23 protein-coding genes are annotated in these 23,861 nt (G+C 53.6%); 11 read left to right on the forward strand and 12 right to left on the reverse strand.

Features of this window, described 5'->3' with window-relative positions:
- Positions 1-81: 81 nt before the first annotated feature.
- From cas2 to cas9, 3 genes are read right to left on the reverse strand one after another with little or no spacing between them, the layout of a single operon-like run.
- Positions 82-414, reverse strand: coding sequence for a CRISPR-associated endonuclease Cas2 (gene cas2 / locus IPQ00_15800; protein MBL0242028.1), 333 nt, complete (start codon positions 412-414; stop codon positions 82-84).
- Positions 411-1,319 carry a type II CRISPR-associated endonuclease Cas1 gene (cas1, locus tag IPQ00_15805; GenBank protein MBL0242029.1) on the reverse strand — a complete coding sequence of 303 codons (909 nt, stop codon included), beginning with the start codon at positions 1,317-1,319 and terminating at the stop codon, positions 411-413. The genes cas2 and cas1 overlap by 4 nt, the downstream gene beginning before the upstream one ends.
- On the reverse strand, positions 1,312-4,314 hold the full coding sequence (cas9, locus tag IPQ00_15810; protein ID MBL0242030.1) for a type II CRISPR RNA-guided endonuclease Cas9: 3,003 nt from the start codon (positions 4,312-4,314) through the stop codon (positions 1,312-1,314). The genes cas1 and cas9 overlap by 8 nt, the downstream gene beginning before the upstream one ends.
- A gap of 179 nt (positions 4,315-4,493) precedes the next feature.
- Here cas9 and IPQ00_15815 point away from each other — a divergent pair, with 179 nt between their 5' ends.
- Positions 4,494-4,808, forward strand: coding sequence for a hypothetical protein (locus tag IPQ00_15815; protein MBL0242031.1), 315 nt, complete (start codon positions 4,494-4,496; stop codon positions 4,806-4,808).
- A gap of 56 nt (positions 4,809-4,864) precedes the next feature.
- Here IPQ00_15815 and IPQ00_15820 read toward each other — a convergent pair whose 3' ends face one another.
- Complete coding sequence (locus IPQ00_15820) at positions 4,865-5,245, reverse strand: holo-ACP synthase (protein ID MBL0242032.1); 381 nt, start codon at positions 5,243-5,245, stop codon at positions 4,865-4,867.
- Here IPQ00_15820 and pgeF point away from each other — a divergent pair.
- Positions 5,238-6,071 carry a peptidoglycan editing factor PgeF gene (gene pgeF / locus IPQ00_15825; GenBank protein ID MBL0242033.1) on the forward strand — a complete coding sequence of 278 codons (834 nt, stop codon included), beginning with the start codon at positions 5,238-5,240 and terminating at the stop codon, positions 6,069-6,071. The genes IPQ00_15820 and pgeF overlap by 8 nt on opposite strands.
- 5 nt (positions 6,072-6,076) lie before the next feature.
- Here pgeF and IPQ00_15830 read toward each other — a convergent pair whose 3' ends face one another.
- From IPQ00_15830 to rlmN, 3 genes are read right to left on the reverse strand one after another with little or no spacing between them, the layout of a single operon-like run.
- Positions 6,077-6,544 (reverse strand): hypothetical protein, encoded by a 468-nt coding sequence (locus tag IPQ00_15830; protein ID MBL0242034.1) that lies wholly within the window; start codon positions 6,542-6,544, stop codon positions 6,077-6,079.
- A gap of 19 nt (positions 6,545-6,563) precedes the next feature.
- Positions 6,564-7,079, reverse strand: coding sequence for a hypothetical protein (locus IPQ00_15835; protein MBL0242035.1), 516 nt, complete (start codon positions 7,077-7,079; stop codon positions 6,564-6,566).
- Positions 7,080-7,109: 30 nt separating this feature from the next.
- On the reverse strand, positions 7,110-8,201 hold the full coding sequence (gene rlmN, locus IPQ00_15840) for a 23S rRNA (adenine(2503)-C(2))-methyltransferase RlmN (protein MBL0242036.1): 1,092 nt from the start codon (positions 8,199-8,201) through the stop codon (positions 7,110-7,112).
- A gap of 94 nt (positions 8,202-8,295) precedes the next feature.
- Between rlmN and IPQ00_15845 the strand changes: the two genes are divergently transcribed.
- Positions 8,296-9,150 carry a DNA/RNA non-specific endonuclease gene (locus tag IPQ00_15845; protein ID MBL0242037.1) on the forward strand — a complete coding sequence of 285 codons (855 nt, stop codon included), beginning with the start codon at positions 8,296-8,298 and terminating at the stop codon, positions 9,148-9,150.
- Positions 9,151-9,196: 46 nt separating this feature from the next.
- On the forward strand, positions 9,197-9,628 hold the full coding sequence (locus IPQ00_15850; GenBank protein MBL0242038.1) for a DUF4281 domain-containing protein: 432 nt from the start codon (positions 9,197-9,199) through the stop codon (positions 9,626-9,628).
- Between the two features lie 21 nt (positions 9,629-9,649).
- Here the strand turns inward: IPQ00_15850 and IPQ00_15855 are convergent, their stop codons facing one another.
- A complete protein-coding gene (locus IPQ00_15855) occupies positions 9,650-12,394 on the reverse strand; it encodes a pyruvate, phosphate dikinase (GenBank protein MBL0242039.1) in 2,745 nt (914 codons plus the stop codon).
- Positions 12,395-12,545: 151 nt separating this feature from the next.
- On the opposite strand from IPQ00_15855, the gene IPQ00_15860 reads away from it, so the two are divergent.
- Together IPQ00_15860 and IPQ00_15865 are read left to right on the forward strand one after the other, a co-directional pair.
- Positions 12,546-13,010 carry an SRPBCC family protein gene (locus IPQ00_15860; protein ID MBL0242040.1) on the forward strand — a complete coding sequence of 155 codons (465 nt, stop codon included), beginning with the start codon at positions 12,546-12,548 and terminating at the stop codon, positions 13,008-13,010.
- Between the two features lie 63 nt (positions 13,011-13,073).
- Positions 13,074-13,784 carry a response regulator transcription factor gene (locus IPQ00_15865; GenBank protein ID MBL0242041.1) on the forward strand — a complete coding sequence of 237 codons (711 nt, stop codon included), beginning with the start codon at positions 13,074-13,076 and terminating at the stop codon, positions 13,782-13,784.
- Between the two features lie 5 nt (positions 13,785-13,789).
- On the opposite strand, the gene IPQ00_15870 is transcribed toward IPQ00_15865, so the two are convergent.
- From IPQ00_15870 to IPQ00_15880, 3 genes are read right to left on the reverse strand one after another with little or no spacing between them, the layout of a single operon-like run.
- Complete coding sequence (locus IPQ00_15870; protein ID MBL0242042.1) at positions 13,790-16,807, reverse strand: VCBS repeat-containing protein; 3,018 nt, start codon at positions 16,805-16,807, stop codon at positions 13,790-13,792.
- A 59-nt stretch (positions 16,808-16,866) separates the two neighbouring features.
- Positions 16,867-18,339, reverse strand: a complete 1,473-nt coding sequence (locus IPQ00_15875) for a hypothetical protein (protein ID MBL0242043.1) — start codon at positions 18,337-18,339, stop codon at positions 16,867-16,869.
- Positions 18,333-19,097 (reverse strand): SGNH/GDSL hydrolase family protein, encoded by a 765-nt coding sequence (locus tag IPQ00_15880; protein MBL0242044.1) that lies wholly within the window; start codon positions 19,095-19,097, stop codon positions 18,333-18,335. The genes IPQ00_15875 and IPQ00_15880 overlap by 7 nt, the downstream gene beginning before the upstream one ends.
- Positions 19,098-19,129: 32 nt before the next feature.
- On the opposite strand from IPQ00_15880, the gene IPQ00_15885 reads away from it, so the two are divergent.
- Genes IPQ00_15885 through IPQ00_15900 form a run of 4 tightly spaced genes read left to right on the forward strand, consistent with a single transcriptional unit; the run spans position 19,130 to position 22,553 of the window.
- Positions 19,130-19,822, forward strand: a complete 693-nt coding sequence (locus tag IPQ00_15885; GenBank protein ID MBL0242045.1) for a hypothetical protein — start codon at positions 19,130-19,132, stop codon at positions 19,820-19,822.
- Between the two features lie 3 nt (positions 19,823-19,825).
- The gene (locus IPQ00_15890) at positions 19,826-20,257 is read left to right on the forward strand and encodes a PaaI family thioesterase (protein MBL0242046.1); all 432 of its coding nucleotides are present in this window, start codon (positions 19,826-19,828) and stop codon (positions 20,255-20,257) included.
- 41 nt (positions 20,258-20,298) lie between these two features.
- Positions 20,299-22,053, forward strand: a complete 1,755-nt coding sequence (locus IPQ00_15895) for an ABC transporter ATP-binding protein (protein MBL0242047.1) — start codon at positions 20,299-20,301, stop codon at positions 22,051-22,053.
- 41 nt (positions 22,054-22,094) lie between these two features.
- On the forward strand, positions 22,095-22,553 hold the full coding sequence (locus IPQ00_15900; GenBank protein ID MBL0242048.1) for a hypothetical protein: 459 nt from the start codon (positions 22,095-22,097) through the stop codon (positions 22,551-22,553).
- 72 nt (positions 22,554-22,625) lie between these two features.
- Here the strand turns inward: IPQ00_15900 and IPQ00_15905 are convergent, their stop codons facing one another.
- On the reverse strand, positions 22,626-23,153 hold the full coding sequence (locus IPQ00_15905; GenBank protein ID MBL0242049.1) for a 3D domain-containing protein: 528 nt from the start codon (positions 23,151-23,153) through the stop codon (positions 22,626-22,628).
- A 342-nt stretch (positions 23,154-23,495) separates the two neighbouring features.
- Here IPQ00_15905 and IPQ00_15910 point away from each other — a divergent pair, with 342 nt between their 5' ends.
- Positions 23,496-23,861: a PilZ domain-containing protein gene (locus tag IPQ00_15910; GenBank protein MBL0242050.1), complete on the forward strand. Its 366-nt coding sequence runs from the start codon at positions 23,496-23,498 to the stop codon at positions 23,859-23,861.

Raw genomic sequence — 23,861 nt, forward strand, 5'->3', positions numbered from 1 at the left:
GTGAGTTGTGACGATTCTCTTATCTGCTAAAATACACCGGCCGTAAAGTGTTGGTGAAATTGGGGAAACCGTTGCTGATACTCAGAAAAAACTGAGTTGAAGCGGCGGTTCTTCGGTTTTGCGGGGCATTTTTCCATAAAATGTCTTCATTCGGGCAAACTGCTTTTCGGTAACTCTAAGTATACGGACATTTCCTTTCTCCGGCAACGCCCACGTCACCCGCTTTTCGTGGACATCGGCGTTTTCGTCGCTGGCACAATGTCGACCGTAAACCGAGAATTGCATCATCGTAAACCCGTCCTTGAGCAGAGACTTGCGAAAAATTGCATACCGCTTTCGCGCAAGCTTGGTATCGGTCGGCAGATCAAACATTACAACCATCCACACTGTGTCAAGCCCTCCAAAAAAATTCATAATTGCGGTATCAGCGGCCTTTCCGCTTCGCGGGCAAATACTTGCTTGACCGAGGCGGCAAAGAGGCCGATCGCGATCAGCAGAGGCATTCGGCGCTTGTCAAAAACGCAATCTTCACCGAGTACCCGGAGCAGGTCTGCCTTGACCGCCGTGTCCAACATAAATTTGGGTTCGGAGCCGTCGGGTTCCTTTTGCATCTCTTGCTCTATCTGCCATACGCGGGCGTCGATGAAGGGTCGAAGCGGTTCCATCAGGTCATCGGCAAGCGGCATCGGATTGTATTGATTATTGTGATGTATGCCGAATGCCGGGTGGAGGCCCGTGGCGACGATCGCCCTCGCCATCGACGCCCGCATCACGGCGTAGCCGTAATTAAGCAATTTGTTGGCATCATCCGCCTCGCGGTCACGGCGAAACTCGCTGCCAAACAGTTTTTGCCAATAGAGCCTTGCGGCATATGCCTCGAGATTTTTGGGGTCGCCGCTCGGCACGCGTTTTGAGATCTCGGTCAGAGTCGAGGCGTCCTTTCCTGCCAAGGTTAGCGAACGAGCCTGATTGGCGATCTTTTTAGAGATGACGTCGGCCCACAGACGCTTTTTTTGCGGAGCCGAGATAGCGACCTGTTGCCGCAGTATCTTGCTTTGGGTTGAGTGCCCTGAGAACGGCACCGAAACCGATGCGGGCAAGTGCTTGGCATCGGTAAAGATCAGAGCGACATTTGCCTCGGCAAGGTACGCGATCAGCCCCGATGATATCGTGACCTGTGGGCTATCAATAATAAGGACGCCGAGATCCTCGATCGGCACTTGCCCGAGTGTCTCCGCGTCCTTCTCAATTACCAACTGCTTGTGCCGCGAATGGACATAACAGCCGTGTGTCGATATCTCAACCGTTCGTTTAATCATTAGCTTGGGTAAGATGCCCAAGCGGATCGACCTGAAGTTTACGAGTAATTTTCCTTAAAGCGTTGGATCCAGTCATCACAACGGTAATTCCTGGAATGTATCCTGCTCTCGTATCTTCCAAAGGGCGAAGTTGAACTTGCCAATTCTGCCCGCCTGACATCTTCTGAACCCGATAAACTCTTAATCGACCGTCGTCTCCCAAAAACTCGACATAGTCGTTAGAGCACAAGGTGAACAGCAACCGCCATTCCGGGCCGAGATCAGCAGGTTTCCAGCTCCGTTGTGCGGCATAAAATCGCGGAACGAGAACGGCCTTGCGATCTTCGGTCAGAGTGTTTTCGTAGATACGAACGTGGTGATTGCCGGCGAGTGGATAGTACTTATATTCCTTTCCGCTCGTGTCGCGGATAGGAACCAATGTGTCCGGTGACATCTTGACGTAAATTCGTGTTTTGCGAATGGGTGTCTTGCCGTCCGAGTGCAGCAACGGGTTTGTCTCGTCGCCGAATGCTTTCTTAAAATCGCCGTCAAATGCTGACAGTCTGGCCTTGACGAGTTCCTTGATCGTTTCGTCAATGATATTCTCGACCATTTTGGGAGTCATTGATGACAGCTCCTTTTTGGTCACATAAACGCCCGGGGTGACGGTGGGTCCGTATGCTGTTTCCTCGACGAACTGGCCCCTGATCCGCCGTGTCGGAGCGTGTGAGATCACGATCGAATTTAACGCATCCTCGACATCGCTCAGGAAACTCTCCCACGGCAATTCAAAGCCCGACAGCTTACGCTTCATCAATTCACGGTTACGTCCCGCCAATTTGGAAATGTACTGATACAACCATCGATCGGTCAGTGCGATGACGATCGCATCGACGGCGTGGTGACGGTGATCAGTTCTGTTTTTAACCTCAATGTCACCGTCAGACAGTATTGCGTTGATGTGCCAGACGTGACGCAGATTGGCCGTTGCGCCACCCGCGACGACCTGTACATATTTGCTCTCATCGGGGCTGTACGGATAAAGCTGACGAAGGTATCCGCGAACTTCTTTGCAGATATAACGAGTGTCGGACAACTGCCGTCCGGCCCAGTCCGTCTGTGCGAGTTCCTCCTTGGACTGTTCAAATTTTCGGACCTTCGGCGACGGCAGCATTTTTACCCTCTCCATCAACTCAAAAAATTGCTGGCTTTCGCGGTCGTAGATCTCACCCGGAGCCTGATTTCGCTTGACCTCGCGATTGAACTTGGCGTCGCAGATCGTCTTGTTCATATACGAATCGTCAAAGCACTTGCTGTACGGGATAATATGCTCGATATCGACAAGTCCGTCGTCCAACAGCGATTCGGGCGGGATGTTTTTACCGGTATACGGACATCGTTCACCGGACTCTTTCCAAAGCCGATATTTCAATTTATCGGTCGATGACACATTCTCGAGGTTGAATTTTTGTTTGAAAAATTCCTCGGCCTGCACATTGATGCGCTTGTTTTCATTCTGCTGCTTCATCGATCGTTCTTTCTGAATCTTGGTCAGTTTCAGATCACGTGCCATTTCGAGCCTGATCTCATCAGGCAATTTATGTTTACGAATTATCGCGTTGACCACCTTGCGAACTTCGCACAGTGCCTTAAAAACGATCGGATTGCGCAGGTCTTTGGGCGGCAGTTGGAGTTTCAGGCTGTTTCCAGCCCCAAACGTCTTTCGATGGTCGCCGTAAGCCTCGGAAGCGGCCTCGTCATACCGCTTTCCTGCCATCATCAATGGCAACACTTTCCTGATCGCCTTGAGCGACAAACGGCTGTAGCCATCTTCGAGTTTGTGCCAAACACCTTCGAGTTTGTGGATCTGCTCATCGTCAAACTGCCAGTGTTCGCTCAGTCTTCGCTTTAGAGCAAGCTCATTGTCGATCCGAAATAGTTCTTCGATAAGGCGATCCTGTTGTTCTGCGGTAAAGTCATCCCACGGCTTATCAGTTTTCTTTAGCGCTTTTCGGAACTGATATGCGGTCGAATTGCCCTTGATCTTCTTGTCGTTGGCTTCGAGATTGATCCTGACGTCATCATCCAATTTCAGAACCTTTCGCAATTTCTCATATTTAAGAACTTCGATGTTTTCGAGTTCCTTAACAAGCAGTTCCTTTTCGACATCTTTCAATATCCGCCAATTTAGCGTGGCCCGATTTTGTATCTGTAGATTGTTAAGGTCCTGCCAATACCGAAACCGCTGGGCTTCCTGCCGAGCGAGGTCGCAGCGTTTCTTGTCAGTTTCGAAAGAACATTTGCCTATCAGACCACGTTGGGACCGTAGCGGGCGCTGATAAAAGATCGTGTTCTTTACACGCATTTTTAGATCGTCCGTAAGCAATGTCGGATCAAATGCGGATTGTGTCGACCAAATAGATTCGAATTCGTCCTCGGTCATCGCCCGATGGGTAAAGTGCTTTCGCTTCTTTTCTTTGGTGCTGAGGAGTTGGCCGATAGTTTTGAAATTGCCCGACGCTAACTCTTCGCGAATCCGCGCGATACCCCCGAGAACTTTGCCGTCTTCGTTTGCGTCGCCCGACTTTCGATTACTGAGAAATCCGCGCCGTTTTGACAGATGGTAGATCGAACGCCCGATCTCATACGGAGTCAGCTTTTCGCTCAATGCCCGTACTCTCAACTCGTACGGATCGCCCAACTCCTGAAATGACTCGGCCGATGTCGCCGATTCGATCGCAGGCAAAAGGCCGTTGTCTGCCAGCATCGCGCGCAGATCATTACGGCGTTGAGCCTTACGCATAACCAATCGACGTTGGCCGCGCGAAGTGCGTCGCTTGTGATTTTTGGGAGCATTCGTCTTGTCTTCGGTTGTGGCAGGGAAGATGCGAACTCCGGCGTCGGTTATCTCGCGTGATATGATCGACCCTTCTTCGTCGAACGATGTCGTCAAGAGAGCCCAACCGACCGATGTGACGCCGAGATCTAGGCCAAGTACAGTTTTTGCGTGAGGCATAGGAATTCTCCTTAAATTAGCTTGAAAAATAATTTAGCTTAATATACCATAGGAAAATCTTAGCAGATAAGAGAATACGTAACTTCTTATAACAAGAATTATTTCGTAGGATATCCGGTAACGGTAACGGTAACCCCGGCCCGCGTGGAAACACCCGGGCCATTTTTGTGCTTATTTTTATGTTTGATGTTGCAGAAATAAAATATTGTACGACAGATGAGAAATGCGATATAATTGATGATTGGCTTGAACATTTTTTTAGTCGTTCGGCCGTTGCATTTTTGCGAGCGTTGTTACTTGCACAACGTAAAAATGGCACGATTTATGGCTGCAAATGCTTTGGTGGCAATGGGTTACAGGTGGTCCCAATGTTCAAAAATGGCACGATTTATGGCACGAATTTTGGCACGGCGTATTTGCGGCGATCGCGTCGATCAAGATCCGGTTGGGATATTGCCGGGCTTGCGAAACGAACTGCGTGGATCGACTGCTGATACGAGGAAATGCTAGGGTGAACCGCCCTGAAACGAGCCTTTAGGACGGACCGTAACTATGATCTTTCGAAAATGACCTGTGCGATCGCGTGGTCGCTGGTGTGCGAGAGGGAAAGGTGAACGGCGTCGGTGCCGGAGGCGTCGAGCAGGCGTTTTGCTTCGCCCGAGATGTTGAACGCGGGTGCGCCTTCGTCCGACTGTGTCACCTCGATCTCACGCCAGGCGAGTTTGCCTCGCCAACCGGTTTTCAGTGCTTTTAGGAAAGCTTCTTTGGCCGCAAAACGTGCCGCGTACGACTGGGCCGCAGCGACGCCTTTGCTGTCGCAATACGCGCGTTCCGCGTCGGTATAGACACGCACGGCAAACCGCGGCGTTCTTTCCAACGTCTCGCGTATGCGATAAACTTCCACAATGTCGATGCCGGTTGAGATGATCATTAGTGAAGACACGAGTTTAACCGAAAGCGGATTCGTTTGGCGAGAGCGGGACGGCGTAAAGGTGCTGGTGAGCACCGCGCTCGAGGCCGCCGGCTTTGCCAATGGTTTTTCGACGCGTCTCGGCGGCGTCTCGGCGTTTCCCTTAGGCGACCTTAATCTTGCCGGATTTAATGAGGACTCTGCCGAGAATATCTACGAGAATCGCCGAAGGTTTCTACGCGTTTTCGACGGCGAATACAAACTCGCGATGGTCTGGCAGGTGCACGGCAGCGATATGAAAGTCATAAGCAGCATCGATGACATCGGCGACTCGGAGGAGAATGCGGATGCGGTGCTGTCTGATATTCCGGGCGTTCTGGCCGGTGCCAAAACCGCAGACTGCGTGCCGGTCCTGATCGGCGACCCGAAAACCGGTGCATTTGCCGCCGTTCACGCCGGATGGCGCGGAACGGTGCGGTCGATCGCGGCCAAGACCGTCGTGCGGCTTAGTGAAATTTACGGTGCCCGGCCCGCCGATATGATCGCAGCGATCGGGCCCGCCGCGTGCGGGCGAAACTACGAGATCGGTCAGGACGTGATCGACGATTTCGCGGCCAATTTTGCCGACAGCGAAAAGTATTTCGCACCGACGAGCACCGGCCACGCGCTCGTCGATCTTCACGCGGCCAATCGCGACCAACTGATCGCCTCGGGGCTCAGCAGTAGCAATATCCACACTGCACCATATTGCACGATGGAGCGGCTCGATCTGTTTTTCTCATACCGAAAAGAGAAAAAGACGAACGGCAAAACCGGTCGTCTCCTCTCAGTTATCGGTCGGCGATAGCTCGACTATTTGACCTTGGCCGTCAGCGTAACTTCTTTGGACTTGGGCGAATAGCAGACCTCATCGGTACACGCCTGATACTTGACCGTCACCCGCACCGAGATGCGGTCGCCGCGAAATGTCGCCGGAACCGTTACGTTAAAGCCAAACGAGGTGCGGCCGTCGTAGACGTTGATCGTATTTTCAGAAAACGCAAATTTGCGATTCTTGCCGCGAGGGTAACTGATTGGCCCGATCTTTGCTCCCGGCGATGTCGCACGGACCACGGTCGCAACCGCATATTCGCTGTTCGGCCGGTTCGAGTTGACGTGCAATCCGCCCGGAATGCTGAGCACGACCGTCGCACGGGCCGACTTGCCGCGAGTGACAGCACCGCCCGCGATCGATCCGCTGACCGACTGGGCATTGGTCTGAGCAAAGACGGCCGCGGCCGCCGACAGTAATAACGCAAAACTAAGGTTTTTGATTCTCATATCTTAATGCTTGATATAACTATTTTACGACGAATGACGTGATCATCAGATCGAGTTTGCCGAGGAGAGCCTCGTCGATCGATTCGAGTGACGTCGCCTTTAATTCGACCACGTTGCCGTCCTTTTCGGCAAGTTTGTAGATCTCGCGAAATCCGATGCCCTTTTCGACCACCTCGGCCTCGAGCAGCACGTACTTGCGGCCGTCGATCACCTCGGGCGTTTCGGATATGACCTTGACCGCCTCGCGAAGAGCTCCGACCGCGTATTTCAAATTGCGTTTGCGATAAACGCGGGCCTCGAGCCTCGCGGCCTTAAACTCGGCGGCCTCACCGGCGCCGAAATCTTTGGAGTATGACTTGAATTCGAGTCCGTCCGGCGGACCGATAACATTTAGAAATCCCTCGGGCTTTTCGATCGAAAACCACTCTGTCTCGACCGTCTCAGCCTCAAACGCCTCAGCCGCGACGCGTTTGATCCGGGTCGATGCATAGACCATAAGGGCAACGAGAATAAGTCCGGGGATCAGCAGTTCCATATATAATGTGCGGTAAAGTGCGAACCCGAACTATTCGGCTCCGGCGGTCTCGACCTTACCATTTTCGACCTTTCCAGGTTGTTCGTCCATCGCCGCAAGCTGGCCGCAAGCGGCGTAAATATCTCGACCGCGAGGCTGCCGAACGTATGCCGATATGCCGCGAGATTCTAAAACGCTCTTAAATCGATCGACACTCTCGGGCGTCGATGTTTTGTAATCGAGTTGCTCGGCTCCGTTATGCGGGATCAGATTGATCTTGACCCTTGACAGTTGATAGCGATCAAGCAGGCGGGCAAGCTCATAGGCGTCGGCCGCCGAATCATTGACCCCGCCGAGCATAACGTATTCGAAGGTGAACCGTTCGCCGCGGCGAAGCGAGCCTTCAAACTCCTTGGCCGCCGACATCAGTTCGTCGAGGTTCCATCGTTTGTTGATCGGCATCAGCTTATCGCGAAGCTCGTCGCGGGCCGATGAGAGCGAGATCGCCAGATGCGGCCGGTTTTCAAGCGCCGCAAACTCGTGTATCTTCGGCACGATCCCGGCCGTGGATATCGTCACGCGATTGGGCACGATGAACAGGCCGTTTTCGTCGGCCATTATCTCAAGTGCGGCGATGAGATTTTCGAAGTTGAGAAAAGGTTCGCCGGCGCCCATTCCGACCAGATTGGTGCCGTGCGGGGTCTCGCCGCCGACGCCGTAAACGTCGTTGAGGACGATGATGATCTGTTCGACGATCTCGCCGACGGTCAGATTACGCAGCAGGCCGAGCTTTGCCGTCAGGCAGAAATCACATTTGAGCGGGCAGCCCGATTGCGACGAAAAGCAGATGGTGTCGCGATTCTCAGTCGGGATAAAGACGGTTTCGACCGGATAACCGTCGGGTGTTTTAAGCAGATACCGCCGAGTGCCGTCCACTGAAACGTACTTAGCCGTCACGGTCAGGCGCGAGATGTCGGCGATCGCGTCGAGCTTTTCGCGGAGTTTTTTGGGCAGATCGGTGACCTCATCGAATGAACGCAAGCGCCGCTCGTGGATGGCCTTGAATATCTGATTGGCTCGGTATCGCGGCTCGCCGAAATTTGCCGCCAGATCGACGAGCTCAGCGGGCTTTAGGCCTGTAATGTGTATCTTTTCGGTCACAGACTTTCATTTTACCGTAAATGTCGCGAATGTGCTTATCCGGCAACTTTGCTAAACTCTCAGACAGGAAAGCCGGATGACGTTTCTCTGTCGAATTTCATTAGTTTTGGCGTTGTCGCTCACGTGGATGACCGCCGCCGGATGCGGCTATGTGTATCAGCGACCGGCAACCGAAACCCCACCGACTGCTCCGATAGCGTCGTCGACGCCAAAGATCGATCTGCTGCCATTCGGCAATCCGTCGGGTGCAACCCCGGATCCGGCAAACAAGGAAAATTACCTGATCGTGCGCGGATCGGTGGTGACCTCGTATAACGATAGCCGCGGAACTGCCAATTGGGTCGCGTGGCGAACGCGGCCTGGTGACCTCGGCGACTCGATCTCCCGGCCGATGTTTGAGCCGGACCCGGCATTGCCGAAAGGGTTTCGCCGTATCGGCTACTACGACTATTCGGGTAGCGGTTACGACCGTGGCCATCTTCTGCCGAGTGCTGACCGGTTTGGCAGTCGTGAGCAAAATGCGGAGACGTTCTACCTCACAAATATCGTGCCGCAGGCCGGCGACCTCAATCAATTTGCGTGGAACGAACTTGAGTCATACGCCCGCGGATTGGTGCGAAACGGCAGTGAGCTGTACACGATCTCGGGTGTGTATGGCGAGCAACAGCGGATCAAGGGCAAACTGATCGCACCGACCAATTGCTGGAAGGTGATAGTCGTTTATCCGCGAGGACAAATTATCGACACGATCACAAATATCACTCGCGTTATCGCTGTCGATATGCCCAATATCGATGGTATTGAGAATGACCATTGGCAAAAATACCGTACAACCGTCCGTGCGATCGAGGAAAATGCAGGCATTGATCTTTTCCGCACACTGCCGCGTGAACTGCAGGACCGTATCGAGACGCGTGCCGACGGCAATTGAGATAAGCACAGCGTTTTCTTAGACCTGATAGTAAACTAGTTAAATAATGTCACCTGAATCGATCTTTACCACAGTCAATCTCATCGCGGTAGCCGGTTGGCTGCTCATCGCCATTATGCCGCGTTGGAAATACACGCGGATGATCGTGCTGTCAGGCGGGATCCCGCTGCTGCTCGCGGTCGCATACACCATCATAATGGTGCTTTATTTCGGAAAGGCCGAGGGCGGATTTGGCTCGCTGGCCGACGTGATGAAGCTATTTTCAAACGAGTGGGCCGTGCTCGCCGGTTGGATACATTATCTCGCCTTTGACCTTTTTGTCGGAGCCTGGGAGGTCAAGGACGCGCACGAGCGCAACGTCTCACACCTTTGGGTGATACCCTGTCTAGTGCTGACGTTTACGCTCGGGCCGGTCGGATTTTTGACCTACAGCATCCTGCGACTATTTCCGCAAAAGGACGAGGAAAACATATTTTAGACGGCTCTCACGACCGACGACCTACAACGTGATCGCTGCCTGGGCTGCCGCCAAACGGGCGATCGGTACACGGAATGGTGAACAACTGACGTAGTTCATACCAAGTTTGTGACAGAACATTACGCTGTCCGGATCGCCGCCGTGCTCGCCGCAGATGCCGACCTTTAGATTTGGCTTTTCTTCACGCCCGCGATCGATGCCCATCCGGATCAATTCGCCGATGCCATCGGTGTCGATCGTCTGGAAAGGATCGTACGGCAGAATGCCGAGATCGAGATATTTCGGCAGAAATCCGCCGATATCGTCCCGGCTAAAGCCGAAACTCATCTGCGTTAGATCATTAGTGCCGTAGCTGAAAAAGTCAGCCACCTTTGCCATAAGTCCGGCGCGGATCGCGGCCCTTGGCGTTTCGATCATCGTACCGTATAGATAGGGTATCTTCTTGATCTTCAGCTTTTCGCAAACTTCTTTATACACGCGGTCCACGATCAGCTTTTGGTGTGAGAGCTCATTAAAGGTGCAGGTGACCGGGATCATTATCTCGGGCAGAGCTTTTTGGCCCGCTTTGATCAGTTCGGCAGCCGCCTCAAATATGGCTCGGACCTGCATCTCGGTTATCTCCGGATAGCTAATGCCGAGACGGACGCCGCGATGACCGAGCATCGGATTGTTTTCGTGCAGGGCGATCACGCGGCGTTTAAGTACGCTCATACTGATGCCGAGTACCTTGCTGAGTTCCTGTAGCTTGGCTTTATCGTGCGGGACAAATTCGTGCAGCGGCGGGTCAAGCAGTCGGATCGTGACCGGCAAGCCCTTCATCACCTTGAGCGTATCCTTGATGTCCTTTTTGACGTATTTCGCGAGCTGATTGAGAGCTGCACGGCGTTCTTTCTCTTCCTTTGCGACGATCATTCGCCGCAAGTGGAACAGCGGTTCCTCGCCGCCCTCACCGTAGAACATATGTTCTGTGCGGAAAAGTCCTATGCCCTCGGCTCCGAATTTCATCGCCTGCTTGGCATCCTCGGGCGTTTCGGCATTGGCCCGAACCCCAAGTACCTTGACCTTGTCCACGAGCTTCATTAGCTGTGTGTACGATCGGTTTTTGTCGAGGTCGATGGCGACGAGCGGCATTATGCCCTCGTAAACCAGTCCCTTGGTGCCATTGAGGCTGAGCCAGTCGCCCTCGCGAATGACGGTGCCGTCGTGGGTCTTGAATGTGGCGGACTCTCGATTGATCTCGATATCGCCGCAACCGACGATACAGCATTTGCCCCAACCGCGAGCGACCAGAGCAGCGTGCGATGTCATTCCACCCTTGGTGGTGAGGATCGCCTGCGACTTGTGCATTCCATCGACATCCTCAGGCGAGGTCTCTTCGCGAACGAGGATCACCTTTTCGCCCTTTTGAGCCCAAATGACGGCGTCAGCAGATGAGAAAACAACGCGGCCGAGAGCACCGCCGGGACCGGCGGGCAATCCCTTGGCGATCGGTTTGGTGACAAGCTCAGCTTTGGGGTCGAGCATCGGCAGCAAAAGTTCGACAAGTTGATTGGGGCCGACGCGCATCACGGCGGTATTGATATCGATCAGTTTCTCGGCATACATTTCCGCCGCCATTCGAACCGCCGCGACGCCGTTTCGCTTGCCGACACGACACTGCAGCATATACAGTTTTCCGCGCTCGATCGTAAACTCGATGTCCTGCATATCCTTGTAGTGCCGCTCCAGGCGCTTCTGGTATTCAAAGAGTTCTTTGTAGAGGCCGGGCATCAACTTTTCGAGAGTCGTGAATTTACGCGACTGATCGTTCTTGGAGTATTCGTTTACGGGAGCGGGCGTCCGGATGCCGGCGACGACGTCCTCACCCTGAGCGTTGACGAGATATTCGCCGTAAAATTTGTTCTCACCCGACCCAGGATCGCGGGTAAATGCAACGCCTGTGCAGCAATCTGAGCCCATATTGCCGAAGACCATCGCCTGAATGTTAACGGCCGTGCCCCATTCGTCTGGGATATTTTCGATGCGGCGGTATTCGATCGCCCGTTTGCCGTTCCAACTGCTGAAAACAGCACTGATGCCGCCCCAAAGCTGTTGTTCCGGGTCATCGGGAAACTCTGACCCGAGAACCTTTTTGATCGTCTTTTTGTAGTCGGCGACCAATTTCTTAAGGTCATCGCCGGTCAGATCGGTGTCAAACTGATAGCCATTTTGATGCTTGACGCTTTCCAGCTTTTCGTCGAGTAGCTTGCGGATGCCTTTACCGCCCTTCGGCTCGACGCCGGCCGCCTTTTCCATAACCACATCGGCATACATCATGATCAAACGGCGGTATGCGTCGTAGGCGAAGCGCTCGTCGCCGCCCTGGGCGATGAGGCCGCCGATGGTATGCTCAGTCAAGCCGATGTTAAGCACGGTCTCCATCATCCCGGGCATCGAACGACGGGCGCCCGAGCGGACCGAGACGAGCAGGGGGTCGCTCGCGTCGCCAAACTTACGTCCGGCGAGCTTTTCCATTTTGCGCAAGGCCTCGTCAGCCTCAGCCTTGAGTGACTTGGGATACTTTTTACGGTTTTCGTAAAAGTAGGTGCAAACCTCGGTCGTGACGGTAAATCCCGGCGGAACCGGGAGTTGGAGTTCGCGGTGGCCGGCCATTTCGGCCAGATTCGCACCCTTTCCGCCCAGAAGGTTTTTCATCGATTCATTGCCTTCTGCTTTGCCGCCGCCAAAGAAATATACGAATTTTGGATTTTTATTAGGTTTTGCCATAGGTCAAATATAGAGTGCTATTCGAATTTTAACGACCCGCGAAGCGTTAGAATATGACCAATGTCACAAATTTGAATCACCCCGGCATCCAAATCAGACGAGTGAACGAATCACATCGTTCGACAAAAAGCTATAATGTCGAGGAAAAGCTATGGCCGAACACATCTTGTTGCGTGAGATCACACTTGCCCTGCCGAGGCCCGAGGCATTCGGTTTTTTTGCGGACGCTGGAAACCTTGAGCGGATAACGCCGCCCGAACTCAAATTTCAGATAATTACTCCGCAGCCGATCAATATCGAAAGCGGTGCGCTGATCGATTACCAACTGCGGATGCGCGGAATACCAATAAAATGGCGAACCGAGATATCGACCTGGGAACCGCCATTCCGGTTTGTCGACCAACAGTTAAAAGGTCCGTACACGCAATGGATACACACCCACACTTTCACTGAGATCTCGCCGAATGAAACCCTTATCCACGACGAAGTGCGCTACCGCCTGCCGCTCGAACCGTTGGGCGACATCATCCATTTCTTTATTCGAAAAGAGCTCGACTACATCTTTGACTATCGGCAAAAGGCCGTTGCGGAGATACTTGGTGATAAAGTCCACTAACAGACCCGTCTTTAGAGCAGCATCCTGATAAGATGTAGAAAGTCTAAGCGTGGGGTCAACATTGTGCAGAAAATACTGATCGTTGAGGACGAACAACATCTGGCCGACGGCCTGCGGTTTAACCTTGAGGCGGAGGGCTTTGTGGCAGAGGTCGCAGCGGACGGCGAGATCGCACTTGAGCGGTTGGCGGCCGCGAAGTTCGATGCGGTCGTGCTGGATGTAATGCTGCCCAAGGTGGACGGTTTTGACGTCGCCCGCACGATGCGTGAGCGTTCTGATTACACACCGATACTGATGTTGACGGCTCGTGGACGTCCTGAGGACGTACTTATCGGATTTGAGGCCGGAACGGACGATTATCTGGCAAAACCATTTGATCTGGAGATCTTTTTGGCAAGGTTGAACGGCCTCCTACGTCGACGCCAATGGCTCGAAAACTCGGGCCGCTCAAAGCCGTCTGAGTCGATTATCAAGGTCAACGGCCGTACGATCGATCTCGGAAATCTCGAACTCCGCCACGGCGACGAACTCGTCCGGATCACTCTGATGGAGGCCAAGCTGCTCCGTTATCTGATCGAACACGAAGGCCGTGCCGTATCGCGCAAGGTGATACTCGAAGAGGTTTGGCAGTTACAAGAGGATACCGATACGCGTGCGATCGATAATTTTATCGTCCGTCTGCGTAAGCATCTCGAGGATCAACCCAACGACCCAAAGATAGTCCAGACCGTTCGCGGGATCGGCTATAAATTTGTTTCCGATACCGTTGGTTGAATGCGCTATCGAACGTAGGCATTCGGCAACGGCACATCTCCCGCCAGTCCCCAATTAAAATAAATACCGCCGCCGTCCGAGCTTTTGCGGACGTACCAGGTGGCGTCGGACTGGCGCCAAACGGCAAAATCAAATCGTCCGTCGCCTTCGTAGTCGCCGACTACCGGCAGATCGCCGCTACTGCCCCACGCGACGGCCAGAAAATCGTCATTAGAACTTTTCAAAACGTACCAAACGCCCGTTGACGGACGGAAGACCGCGATGTCGGCCTTACCGTCACCATCGTAGTCGCCAGCCACCGACTTATCGCCCGCCATACCAAATTGGCGGATATAGATCTGGCTATCCGAACTGCGCCAGATATACCAAACGCCCGTGGATGCCCGGAATATTGCCGTGTCGTCCTTGCCGTCGCCGTCAAAATCAGCTGCAACCGGGACGTCGCCGTTTGAACCGAGAGTGCGAACGCTGAGGGCATTATCCGAGCTCTGCCGAATGTACCAATTGCCGTCGCTCGGCCGCCAAACCGCGAGGTCGGCCTTGCCGTCGCCGTCATAATCGGCGGGCACGGGTATGTCGCTTGCCAAGCCGAATTGGGCAAAATAGATCGGCCGGTTAGCACGGTCGACAACAAACCACAGGCCGTTTTCGGGCCGATAGAATGCAAAATCAGTGAAACGGTCGCCGTCATAGTCCGCCGGCACGAGAGTGTCGGTCGGCCGTGCAAACCTTAGCCACGCAGTAGTAGAGCTTAGCGACGAAACATACCAATTCGAATTGCTGGATCGATAGACGGCAAAGTCGGTCCGGCGATCGCCGCTGAAATCAAAATAGTTGCCCTTGGCCACCTGACAACTGTTGAGCATTATCGAAACGTCATTCGACCCAAAATTAACAGACACGATATCGGGCTTGCCATCAGTATTAAAATCGGCGACGCGGACGGCATTCGGATTTTCGCCCACAGTAACGTTACTTGATGAAACACGGACAATATTCGTCCCGCTCATCGCGGTCGCATATGTTTTGATCCCGCTGTTTAAGAAATCCGCCGCCGCGATCGAGATCGGATTCGATCCGCCGGCCGGATTATTGTTCGAGCAGTTTGTAAACGAACCGTTAATGTTGCCGTTGCAACTCGAGATACTGTCGTTGTTGTAATTTGCGACGATCAGGTCCGCGATACCGTCACCGCCCAGATCGGCGAGTTCGATGGCGACCGGGCCTGTGCCGGTCGGGATGTTCTGATTGAGTACAAATGTACCGTTTCCATTGCCGAAAAAGGTCGAGACGCTGTCCGAGCCAAAATTGGCGACGATCACGTCCTTATTGCCGTCCGCGTTAAGATTGCCGGTCGTGACAAATGACGGTTGCGTACGAGTGCGGATCGAGGTGCCGGGTGTAAATGAGCCTGTGCCGGTTCCCAGCAAAATTGAGACAGTGCCGGAGAAAAAGCTGCCGAAGTTGGCAACAACGAGGTCTTGTTTCGAATCGTTGTTAAAGTCGGCCGAGGCGATCGAGAGCGGGCTTGCACCCACAAAAAAGCTCAACGGTGCCCCAAAGGTCCCGTTTCCGTTGCCGAGATAGATCGCAACGGTGTTTGATCCCGAATTAGTGACGGCGAGGTCAAAATTATTGTCTGCGTTAAACTTACCGGCGACGATCGCGTACGGCCCTGATCCGGCACTGAGGAGCGTCTGCGCCTGCATCGTGCCGTCGCCGTTGCCGAGCAGGATCGAAACGTCATTAGATACCTGATTGGTTACCGCCAGATCCGCTTTGCCGTCGTTGTTATAGTCAGCGACGGCGACGTTGGTCGGATTGATGCCGACAGGGAAACTGGTCGGAGCAAACGACGCCGCCGAACAACTCGCAGGCGGTAGCGTTGGTGGCGGGCCCGTCGTAATGTCGATGCTCCAGCCACCGGTGATCGTGCCGGATGTACTGGTCGAATTGGACATTATGAATAGCCGCCATTCACCGTTTGGGCTGAAATTGTTAAAAATGTTCAATCCGCTATTGTTGGCATAATAGGGTGCCAGTGGTGCCGGGCCCGGGAAATAATGAGAACCGCCAGAATTGTCGGTCGGCCGATAACTGCCGGTGAGGATCGGGATCGTGACTTGCCCCGATGCCGAATCATCGAAGGTGACATTTGCGTTGTTAACGGCCGCACTCGACCCGGCTCCGGACATCAGCACGAGGCTGCGGCCATTCGGGCTGACGAGCAGAAATCTTGACGACTGCGGATTTGTAAGGGTCAAACCGTTCAGCGTCACATTGATATCGGTAATCGCTCCGACCTGTCCGGCAACGGTGATCGGGGTTCCGTACGGCGTTGCCGGTCGATTTTGATCATAAATACCGATAAATGAGCTGTTTGCAAATGACGCCGGTGCCCCATCGGTAGTGATCGACAGCGACCAACCGGAGTTGATGCTGCCGGCAGAGAAAATGGCGTCGTCGGCGACGTATAGCGTCCAGTTGCCGTTCGGGTCGGTGCCGTTAAAGACTGAGGCAAAGGTCGATGCGTTCGGCTGGCTGTACGGCCCGGCAGGAGCGGGCGAGGGGAACGTGTCTGCAACGGCATCGCCGCTGGTCGGCTTATAGTTGCCGGTCTGCGCATCGAGTGGCAATGTATTGGCTGCGTCATCCGCAATAGTCCAGACACGATCATCGACATTGAGCGATGCACCCACATCTGACAAGAAAATGTACTTCGCACCGGTCGGCCCAACGAGTAGAAAATCCAGGTCATTCACCCGTTGATGGCTGACACCATTGAGAGTCACGGCGACGCGCGTTATCGTTCCGGTCATAGAGCCTACCGTGATCTGAGAAGGGTACACGCTGGCGGCCGTCGGTGCCGTCAGCGACGGAACGGCGTTGATCGTGACGCTCGTATTATTTGAAAAGACGGTTTTGGGAGTCCGTGTCTGGGCGGGAAGTGCCGCCGCAAGCGAGAGGACGAGCAGACAAACCTGTAACGATGCGAACGACGCACGAATGCTGTGTAAACCCATAATAAACTCCTGAATGTTGACGAATCCTATCGCAAACTTAACATTGATCGAGGCGGAAATCAATGACTTTCCGAATGAGAACGGCGGCCCACGACCTTTACGGCACCACGCCATTTCTCGTGTAGTTCGAACCGCCAGATCTCGATCTCGGGGTCAATCGCCGCGGCAAAAAGATCAAGATCGCGATGAAAACTCAATGCCGGAGCAGCGACATAAACGAGAGCCGGTTTATCCAGGATCTCCCGTCCGCCGAAGAGATCAGCCTCGGCCAGGATGCCACGGCGTCGTTGAAGTTCGATCTTGCGCCAGTAATCGGCGGCTTGAAATATCATCTCACGATCGGGCTTGGTCTTGAGCTCGATAATGACGAGACGACCGTCCTTGCGTAAGGCGAGCAGGTCGATCTTGTCGTTGGACGAGCGAAACTGATTGTAGATCGGAGCAAGTATCAGATTATCGTCAAGTAGCTTGATATTGCGGCGAAGTATGGATTCGAGCCACGCCTCGGGAGCGGCACGATAGAGTTCGTGGCGGCGGTTCGGCGGGTCAGGCGAACGATGGAGTTCGAGTTCGGCGACGAGTCCCGCAAGCTGGTCGGCATTTTCAAATGTCAGGATGCGGCGATCTTTGCGGATGCCGAACCACGTCCGTTCGCGTCCGAGGATCGTCCTCACCCGGGCAAACGGTAACCCGTAAAATCGTAGTGTTTCGCCCTGTTTCGAATAGACTATATCGATATTGGCGGGCGACAGAGCGATGATCGCGGCGGCCGTTTCGCTCGGTTGCGGGTTAGCGGGAAGGGTTAATTTTCGGGATCTTTCGCGCCAAAGATCGCGGATATTTCGTTTGGGCAGTTCGACAAGCAAGGGCGGATCAACCTTTCGCGAGACTTCGACGATCGATATCACACTCTTCCAGCGTGCTGTGAAAAGGGCGTGTAGTTTTTGCAGATTGCGCGCCCCTCGGCGTTCGGCAATAATCCAGATATCGAGGACAGGTTTCTTTTTTCGCGCACCGAGTTTTTCAAACCAGAGCATCGCGGCGGCGGACATCGTTTCAGCGGTTAATTTATCGGTGACGTCAGCGATCGCGGCAATGTGTTTGCCATCGCGGACAAATGTGATCTGGGCGATGCGGCCGTTATACGCGTTAAGAGCGACGCGTTCGAGCCTTGTGCCGTGGCAACTATCAGCTATCAGACGGCCAAACTCATTGGCCCTTTGCAAACGGGCGAGTTCGATCTCGGCGGTCAGTTCCGAGGCCGCTGTGCGTGGTATCAGCCTGACAGTCTCGCGGTTTTTGCCAAATGCTCCGGCAACATCAAGCTCGATCTCGTGACCGTCCGGCCGGAAACCATTCAACCGCCAAGAGTGAAAACCCGCATCATCCGGAAACCCAAAGAGAGCTTTGCCATCCCGTGCATCGACATCCAGCTCATCGCAATTCAACGGAAACGAACGGCCGCCTTCGCGGACCAGAAGCCATTCGAAATGGCCGTCGATCAACTGCCGAAGTGTGTCCGCGTCTACCATTCGTAATTTTCGGTGAAAAACTTGATCATCGCCGCGGACCAATCGTTATAACCCTGTTCAGATGGATGAATGCCATCGGCGAAGAATCCATCGAGTCTGACTTCGACCGGTTGCGGATAATAGAAAACGCGCTCCATATCGCGGGTAAATTCCTTGATATTGGCGTCGTGCATTTGCGATAGCTGCCATAAAAGCTGCTTGGACGGCGGCGGTATCGCGTGGGTGTACTTGATCATCGGGCAATTGGAGATAAAGATGACGGCGTCCGGGTGCTTACGCCGCATAATGCCGATGAGTTCGGTCATATCCTCGCGCCAACGGCGTGGGCTAGAGAGCCTCATCACGTCGTTACCGCCGATTCCGAGCAGAATATAATCGAACTGCTTGTCGGGCATATGCGGCACGAGTTCGTCGATCGTGCGGCGGGCGGTCACGCCGTTTTTGCCGAGTACGTCCCATTCGACGGGGCGTTTAATATGATCGCTAAGGTGCTTGGCGAAGCGTCCGGCAAGTGCGAGTTCGTGTGTGCGGGCACCAAGGCCGGCGACCGTCGATTCGCCAATGACATAGAGCCTCGCCGGATCATCGCCTTCGCCTGCGATGCCGGTCAGCGGTCCGGCGGCGGCAGGCAGCACACCGACCTTCCACCGCGTGATCGACCCCTGCATAAATAAAAATGGCGATATCGGCGCGATCGCCGCCGCACCGAGTACGAACTTTGCCTGCAGCCGCCTTAGGTTGGTGTCGTCCTTGTCCATTGGTTTCGTTATGTTAGAATTTAAATACTCTAATGCAATTGTCAAATCTACCAAAAATTCTCCTCATTCTTACGTTTTCGGTCGTTGTTTTTCAAGGTTGCGGCGGCAACAAGCCTGCTGATATCGATTCCGGTCCGCCCGCCGATGCACAAAAGGCAGAACCGCCCTACGCAAACGCTGAACCCGAAAAATATCAGACCGAGATAGTCGTCACGAGCGGTGCCGTTGTTGAGAACTTTATGGTCGTTCGCAACGGCGGTAAATGGCGTGTCGATACCGCCTTTGGCGAGCCGAAACAGGTGACAACCATCCGTACCGACAAGGACTATGTCCTCTCGATCGCGTCAAAAAGCTTTGCAGAATACCAATCCGGACACGGCTATGAGGAGCGGGCGCAGATGGTCGAGGACATAACCCACGGTATGATCAACAGCCGCACTAACGCCGTATTTGAAAAGCTCGATACGGAGGGCGGCGTGACCAAATACCGCAAATGGGGCGAGGCGGGCAAGAACCTTGTCTCGATCGTCAGTTTTGACGAAAAGGCCGGTATTCCGGTCAAGATGGAGATCTTCAAGACTACGCCCGGAACCGGTCCGGCGGACATCACCGTGCAGCTAGTTAACTTTAAGCTTGAGCCCGATGAGACACTGCTGGCGATACCAAAAGATTTCAAGGAAATTCCGATCCAGGATATGAAGAAAATTCTGATAGCAGCACCGTAGAGTATGAGTGACAATGTCCAACTTACTGAGATAACTCCGGAGATGCGCGCATTTGCCGAAAATGCTCTGCACAGCCTGTCGTTTTCAAAACTCATAGGTATGAGGCTGGTCGATCTGCAACGCGACGTTGCGGTGATCAGTATAGAGATGCGCGACGACCTGCGGCAGCCAAGCGGCGTACTGCACGGCGGCGTCACTGCGACGCTGATCGATACGGCGATGGCATTTGCCGTACGGACGCGGCTCAGCATTGCCGAGGCGACCGCGACGATCGACCTGACGATCCACTATCTGCGGCCGCATATCACCGGCACATTTACCTGCACCGCCAAGGTCGTAAGGGCCGGCAAAAGGATATTCACCGTCTCGGCCGACGTTGTCAATGAGCACGGTAAGCACATCGCGACGGCCGTTTCGACATACACGCGTTTGTAGTCGATCGACAAACGTGACCTTGACTCACGATTCACTATCGAATGGACCAACTTCGTAAATTTGCCCGCTACTTCAAGCCGTACAAATGGATGATCCTGGCAGGGATCTTTTTCATTTTGTGCTCAATGTCGTTTGGGCTGTTTGTCCCGTATATGGTCGGGCAGGCGATCGATGACCTAAGGGCCGGCGTGACGCGTGAAAAGATCATTTTCTATCCGCTGGTGATATTGGGCATCAATCTCGCGAGTGGTATTTTTCTATTTCTGCAGAGGCGCGTGCTGATCAATACATCGAGGCATATCGAATTTGATATGCGGCGCGATTTTTACGCATCTCTGGTCGGTCAGCCGCTCGAGTATTTTCAAAACAACCGTGTCGGCGACCTGATGGCACGTGCGACCAACGATCTGTCGGCGGTCCGGCAGATGGTCGGGCCGATGATCCTGTACAGTTTTCAGGCGATATTCGCCCTGGCGATCTCTCTGCCGATAATGCTCAATATTTCGGTCAAGCTGACGCTGCTGCTGCTGATCCCAATGCCGCTCGTGAGCTTAACGGTCAAGTTTCTCGGCGATCAGATCCATCGGCGGTTCGAAAAGATACAAGGCTTTTTCTCCGACATTACGGCACGCGCACAGGAAAATCTGACCGGCGTCCGAGTCGTTCGGGCCTACGCACAGGAAGACGCCGAGATCGAAAAATTTCAGGAACTCAACCGCGAATATGCTACCCGCAATCTACAGCTCGTAAACTATTCGGCAGCAATGCGTCCGCTGCTGTTCTTTTTCATCGGATTGGGCTTTGTGATCATCGTTGCGGTCGGCGTGCCGATGGCCGTCAGCGGCGAGATAACGGCGGGCGATTTTACGGCCCTGATGCTGTATCTGCAGCGGATGATCTGGTACCTCATCGCCCTTGGGTACGTGGTCAATCTGTACCAACGCGGCACTGCCAGCCTCAAGCGATTCAACGAGATACTCGAGGCCGAAACCGCGATCGAGGATCAGGACGGCGTCACCGAACGCCCTAAGATCCGCGGCACTATCGAATTTCGCGATCTGAACTTTGCTTACAACGGAAAACCGGTGCTGCAGAATATCGACCTCCAGATCGAGTCCGGTAAGACGATCGCTCTCGTCGGCCGGACCGGCAGCGGCAAATCGACACTTGTCAGCCTGATCCCACGCCTGATGGACGCCCCGGATGGCAGCGTACTTGTCGACGGTATTCCGGTCCGCGATTATCCGCTCGCCCAACTTCGCCGATCGATCGGATTTGTCCCACAGGAAACATTTCTGTTCAGCGACACACTTGCCGCCAACATCGCATTTGGGATCGACGAGGAGCGAGAGAAGCGAAGCGGTTCGATGACCGTCGAAGACGCTGCCCGCATTGCGGGTCTCGCCGACGATATATCTGAATTTCCGGGCGGCTATGAGCAACTTGTCGGCGAACGCGGTATAACGCTCTCGGGCGGGCAAAAACAGCGAACCGCCATTGCCCGTGCCGTAATGCGCGAACCAAGGATATTGATACTCGATGACTCGCTCTCGGCGGTCGATACCTACACCGAAGAAACGATATTGCACAACTTGCGCAAAGTCCGGACGGGCCGGACCACGCTGATCGTCTCGCACCGCGTTTCCACCATTCGCGATGCCGACCTGATCTGTGTCCTCGATCACGGCCGGATCATCGAGCGCGGCACCCACGATCAACTCCTCGTCCTCGGCGGCGAATACGCTGACCTCTACGAGCGGCAGCTTTTAGAAGAGGAATTGGATGCGACGGAATAGCACGGCAATGTTGGAAATAAAGCCCGATACCGTTGAATAGAATGGAAGATAATAAACCGAATCCCGAACAGTTATATACAACATCGCTGATAATATGGTTGTCCTTGTTCGTCTCGCAATTTCTGTTTGTCGTAATCCTTTATTTCACCAAGCCTGAACTTTTCAGATTCGACTTTATGCAACCGTTGCTTGGTGACAACGCGGCTATCGTCGCGGCACTTGGGTTTATCTCGATCACAAATATCCTGGTGTCCATCGGCCTTCGTAAAAAGTATCTTGCCCAAGCCGTGGCGGAGCAAAATGTCGGTCTGGTTCAGACCGCGATGATCATCGGGTGTGCACTTACCGAGTCTGCCTCGTTATTTGGCCTGATACTCGGGGCCGTATTCGGGTATCAATATTTCTTTGTTTTTTCGGCTATCGGGATCGTCGGCACCACCCTACACTTTCCGCGACGCGAGAGTGTCCACGCCGCCAGTTACAAGCCCCAGATCAGATGACCGCGGCGACACGCCAAAAAAGCAAAAACGCCCCGATCGATCGGGGCGTTAATGTATTGAATTGAGTAAATACTACTGAGCCGAAAAGATCTCGACGCCACGGCGTCCGAACTTTCGAGCCTCAGAGCAACTGGGTACCCAGATATCGATCTTTTTGCCCTTGATCGCACCGCCGGTGTCGGAAACGAGGTACGTTCCGCTCCAGGGGCCTGCACTGATAGTGACACGCGATCCAAGTTTCAAAAATCTCGGGTCCGCAGCAATGATACCTCGACGAACGCCGTGACCCATTGCTGTTTTTCCCTGCAGGCAATAAGCCGTAGCGGAAAATGCTCCCTTACTTGCTCCCGCACCTGCTGCGGTGACCGATACGGTCTTTTTAACTAATTTTTTTCTATCGTCCTGCTGATTAAATGACTGCTGATTAATTATCTGATCTTCTAAAATTAAATTATTATCAATTGAAATTGTACTTTTAATTGTAGGCTGCAAAACATTCGCATTGGCGAGTGTTGATTCCGGCGACGTTTGTGCGTAGATAAATACTACGAACAAACTAAGTAGCAACAGAACCGCGCCTCCTCTAAAGAGATTCTTCATTCAGTGTTCTCCAAATTTAGCGACTCCGCTTAAACGCAAAAATAGTGTCTGAGATTTGGGTCATCAGCCACTATTCGCTTTTAACGAAGACTGTTTCGGTGGACGTATTTCCACCTGTTCTCGTATCACTTGGATCGAAACGTATTTGGAGAATAGCGCTTTTGTAAGCTATTGTCTACCGACCAAAAAGCCGCAAGCCCTTATGTTATATGCAATTGCTGAAATACAAGGGGCTTACGTCTGTTAACTTTTTTTATTTTAGATAGACTTTTTATAGTGTTTTCGCGTATATTCCTAGTCTGAAAGGGGTGTGAACTAGGCTCGAGACTTAGAGGAATAATTATGGATGACAGACGCTATGGCGGCCGCCATATGATCTCATTTCCGGTTCGTGTCCGATGGAAAAACTCGGAGGGCAAAGAGATCACTCAGGACGGTCTGACCGAAAATGTCGGGCCGCAGGGCACCCTGGTCTACCTTCCGCGTAATCTACCGTTAGTCGGCGGTAAGGTCAGTCTGACCGTGACCGAAAATCCCGAGGACGAAGTCTCGGTGACCGCTCAGGTCATCAGGCTTGAGCGCAACGCATCACATCCGCAAGTCGCATTACAACTCACGGACGGGATGCGGATCTGGAAAAAGAAGGTGTGGGAAGTCGCCGGGGCGATCATCGCATCGGAGCAACCTGAACCGCTCGATGAGTGGTAG

Origin of the sequence: Chloracidobacterium sp. (genome assembly GCA_016720705.1) — a bacterium.
Lineage (GTDB): Bacteria > Acidobacteriota > Blastocatellia > Pyrinomonadales > Pyrinomonadaceae > OLB17.

Coding starts and splice junctions, on each gene's coding strand:
- IPQ00_15855 (MBL0242039.1), bottom strand. CDS start 12,394: ATGGCAAAACCTAATAAAAATCCAAAATTCGTATATTTCTTTGGCGGC.
- IPQ00_15885 (MBL0242045.1), top strand. CDS start 19,130: ATGCAATTGTCAAATCTACCAAAAATTCTCCTCATTCTTACGTTTTCG.
- IPQ00_15890 (MBL0242046.1), top strand. CDS start 19,826: ATGAGTGACAATGTCCAACTTACTGAGATAACTCCGGAGATGCGCGCA.
- pgeF (MBL0242033.1), top strand. CDS start 5,238: ATGATCATTAGTGAAGACACGAGTTTAACCGAAAGCGGATTCGTTTGG.
- IPQ00_15895 (MBL0242047.1), top strand. CDS start 20,299: ATGGACCAACTTCGTAAATTTGCCCGCTACTTCAAGCCGTACAAATGG.
- IPQ00_15900 (MBL0242048.1), top strand. CDS start 22,095: ATGGAAGATAATAAACCGAATCCCGAACAGTTATATACAACATCGCTG.
- IPQ00_15905 (MBL0242049.1), bottom strand. CDS start 23,153: ATGAAGAATCTCTTTAGAGGAGGCGCGGTTCTGTTGCTACTTAGTTTG.
- IPQ00_15875 (MBL0242043.1), bottom strand. CDS start 18,339: ATGGTAGACGCGGACACACTTCGGCAGTTGATCGACGGCCATTTCGAA.
- IPQ00_15880 (MBL0242044.1), bottom strand. CDS start 19,097: ATGGACAAGGACGACACCAACCTAAGGCGGCTGCAGGCAAAGTTCGTA.
- cas9 (MBL0242030.1), bottom strand. CDS start 4,314: ATGCCTCACGCAAAAACTGTACTTGGCCTAGATCTCGGCGTCACATCG.
- IPQ00_15845 (MBL0242037.1), top strand. CDS start 8,296: ATGACGTTTCTCTGTCGAATTTCATTAGTTTTGGCGTTGTCGCTCACG.
- IPQ00_15815 (MBL0242031.1), top strand. CDS start 4,494: ATGTTTGATGTTGCAGAAATAAAATATTGTACGACAGATGAGAAATGC.
- IPQ00_15860 (MBL0242040.1), top strand. CDS start 12,546: ATGGCCGAACACATCTTGTTGCGTGAGATCACACTTGCCCTGCCGAGG.
- IPQ00_15850 (MBL0242038.1), top strand. CDS start 9,197: ATGTCACCTGAATCGATCTTTACCACAGTCAATCTCATCGCGGTAGCC.
- cas1 (MBL0242029.1), bottom strand. CDS start 1,319: ATGATTAAACGAACGGTTGAGATATCGACACACGGCTGTTATGTCCAT.
- IPQ00_15820 (MBL0242032.1), bottom strand. CDS start 5,245: ATGATCATCTCAACCGGCATCGACATTGTGGAAGTTTATCGCATACGC.
- IPQ00_15830 (MBL0242034.1), bottom strand. CDS start 6,544: ATGAGAATCAAAAACCTTAGTTTTGCGTTATTACTGTCGGCGGCCGCG.
- IPQ00_15870 (MBL0242042.1), bottom strand. CDS start 16,807: ATGGGTTTACACAGCATTCGTGCGTCGTTCGCATCGTTACAGGTTTGT.
- IPQ00_15910 (MBL0242050.1), top strand. CDS start 23,496: ATGGATGACAGACGCTATGGCGGCCGCCATATGATCTCATTTCCGGTT.
- IPQ00_15835 (MBL0242035.1), bottom strand. CDS start 7,079: ATGGAACTGCTGATCCCCGGACTTATTCTCGTTGCCCTTATGGTCTAT.
- cas2 (MBL0242028.1), bottom strand. CDS start 414: ATGAATTTTTTTGGAGGGCTTGACACAGTGTGGATGGTTGTAATGTTT.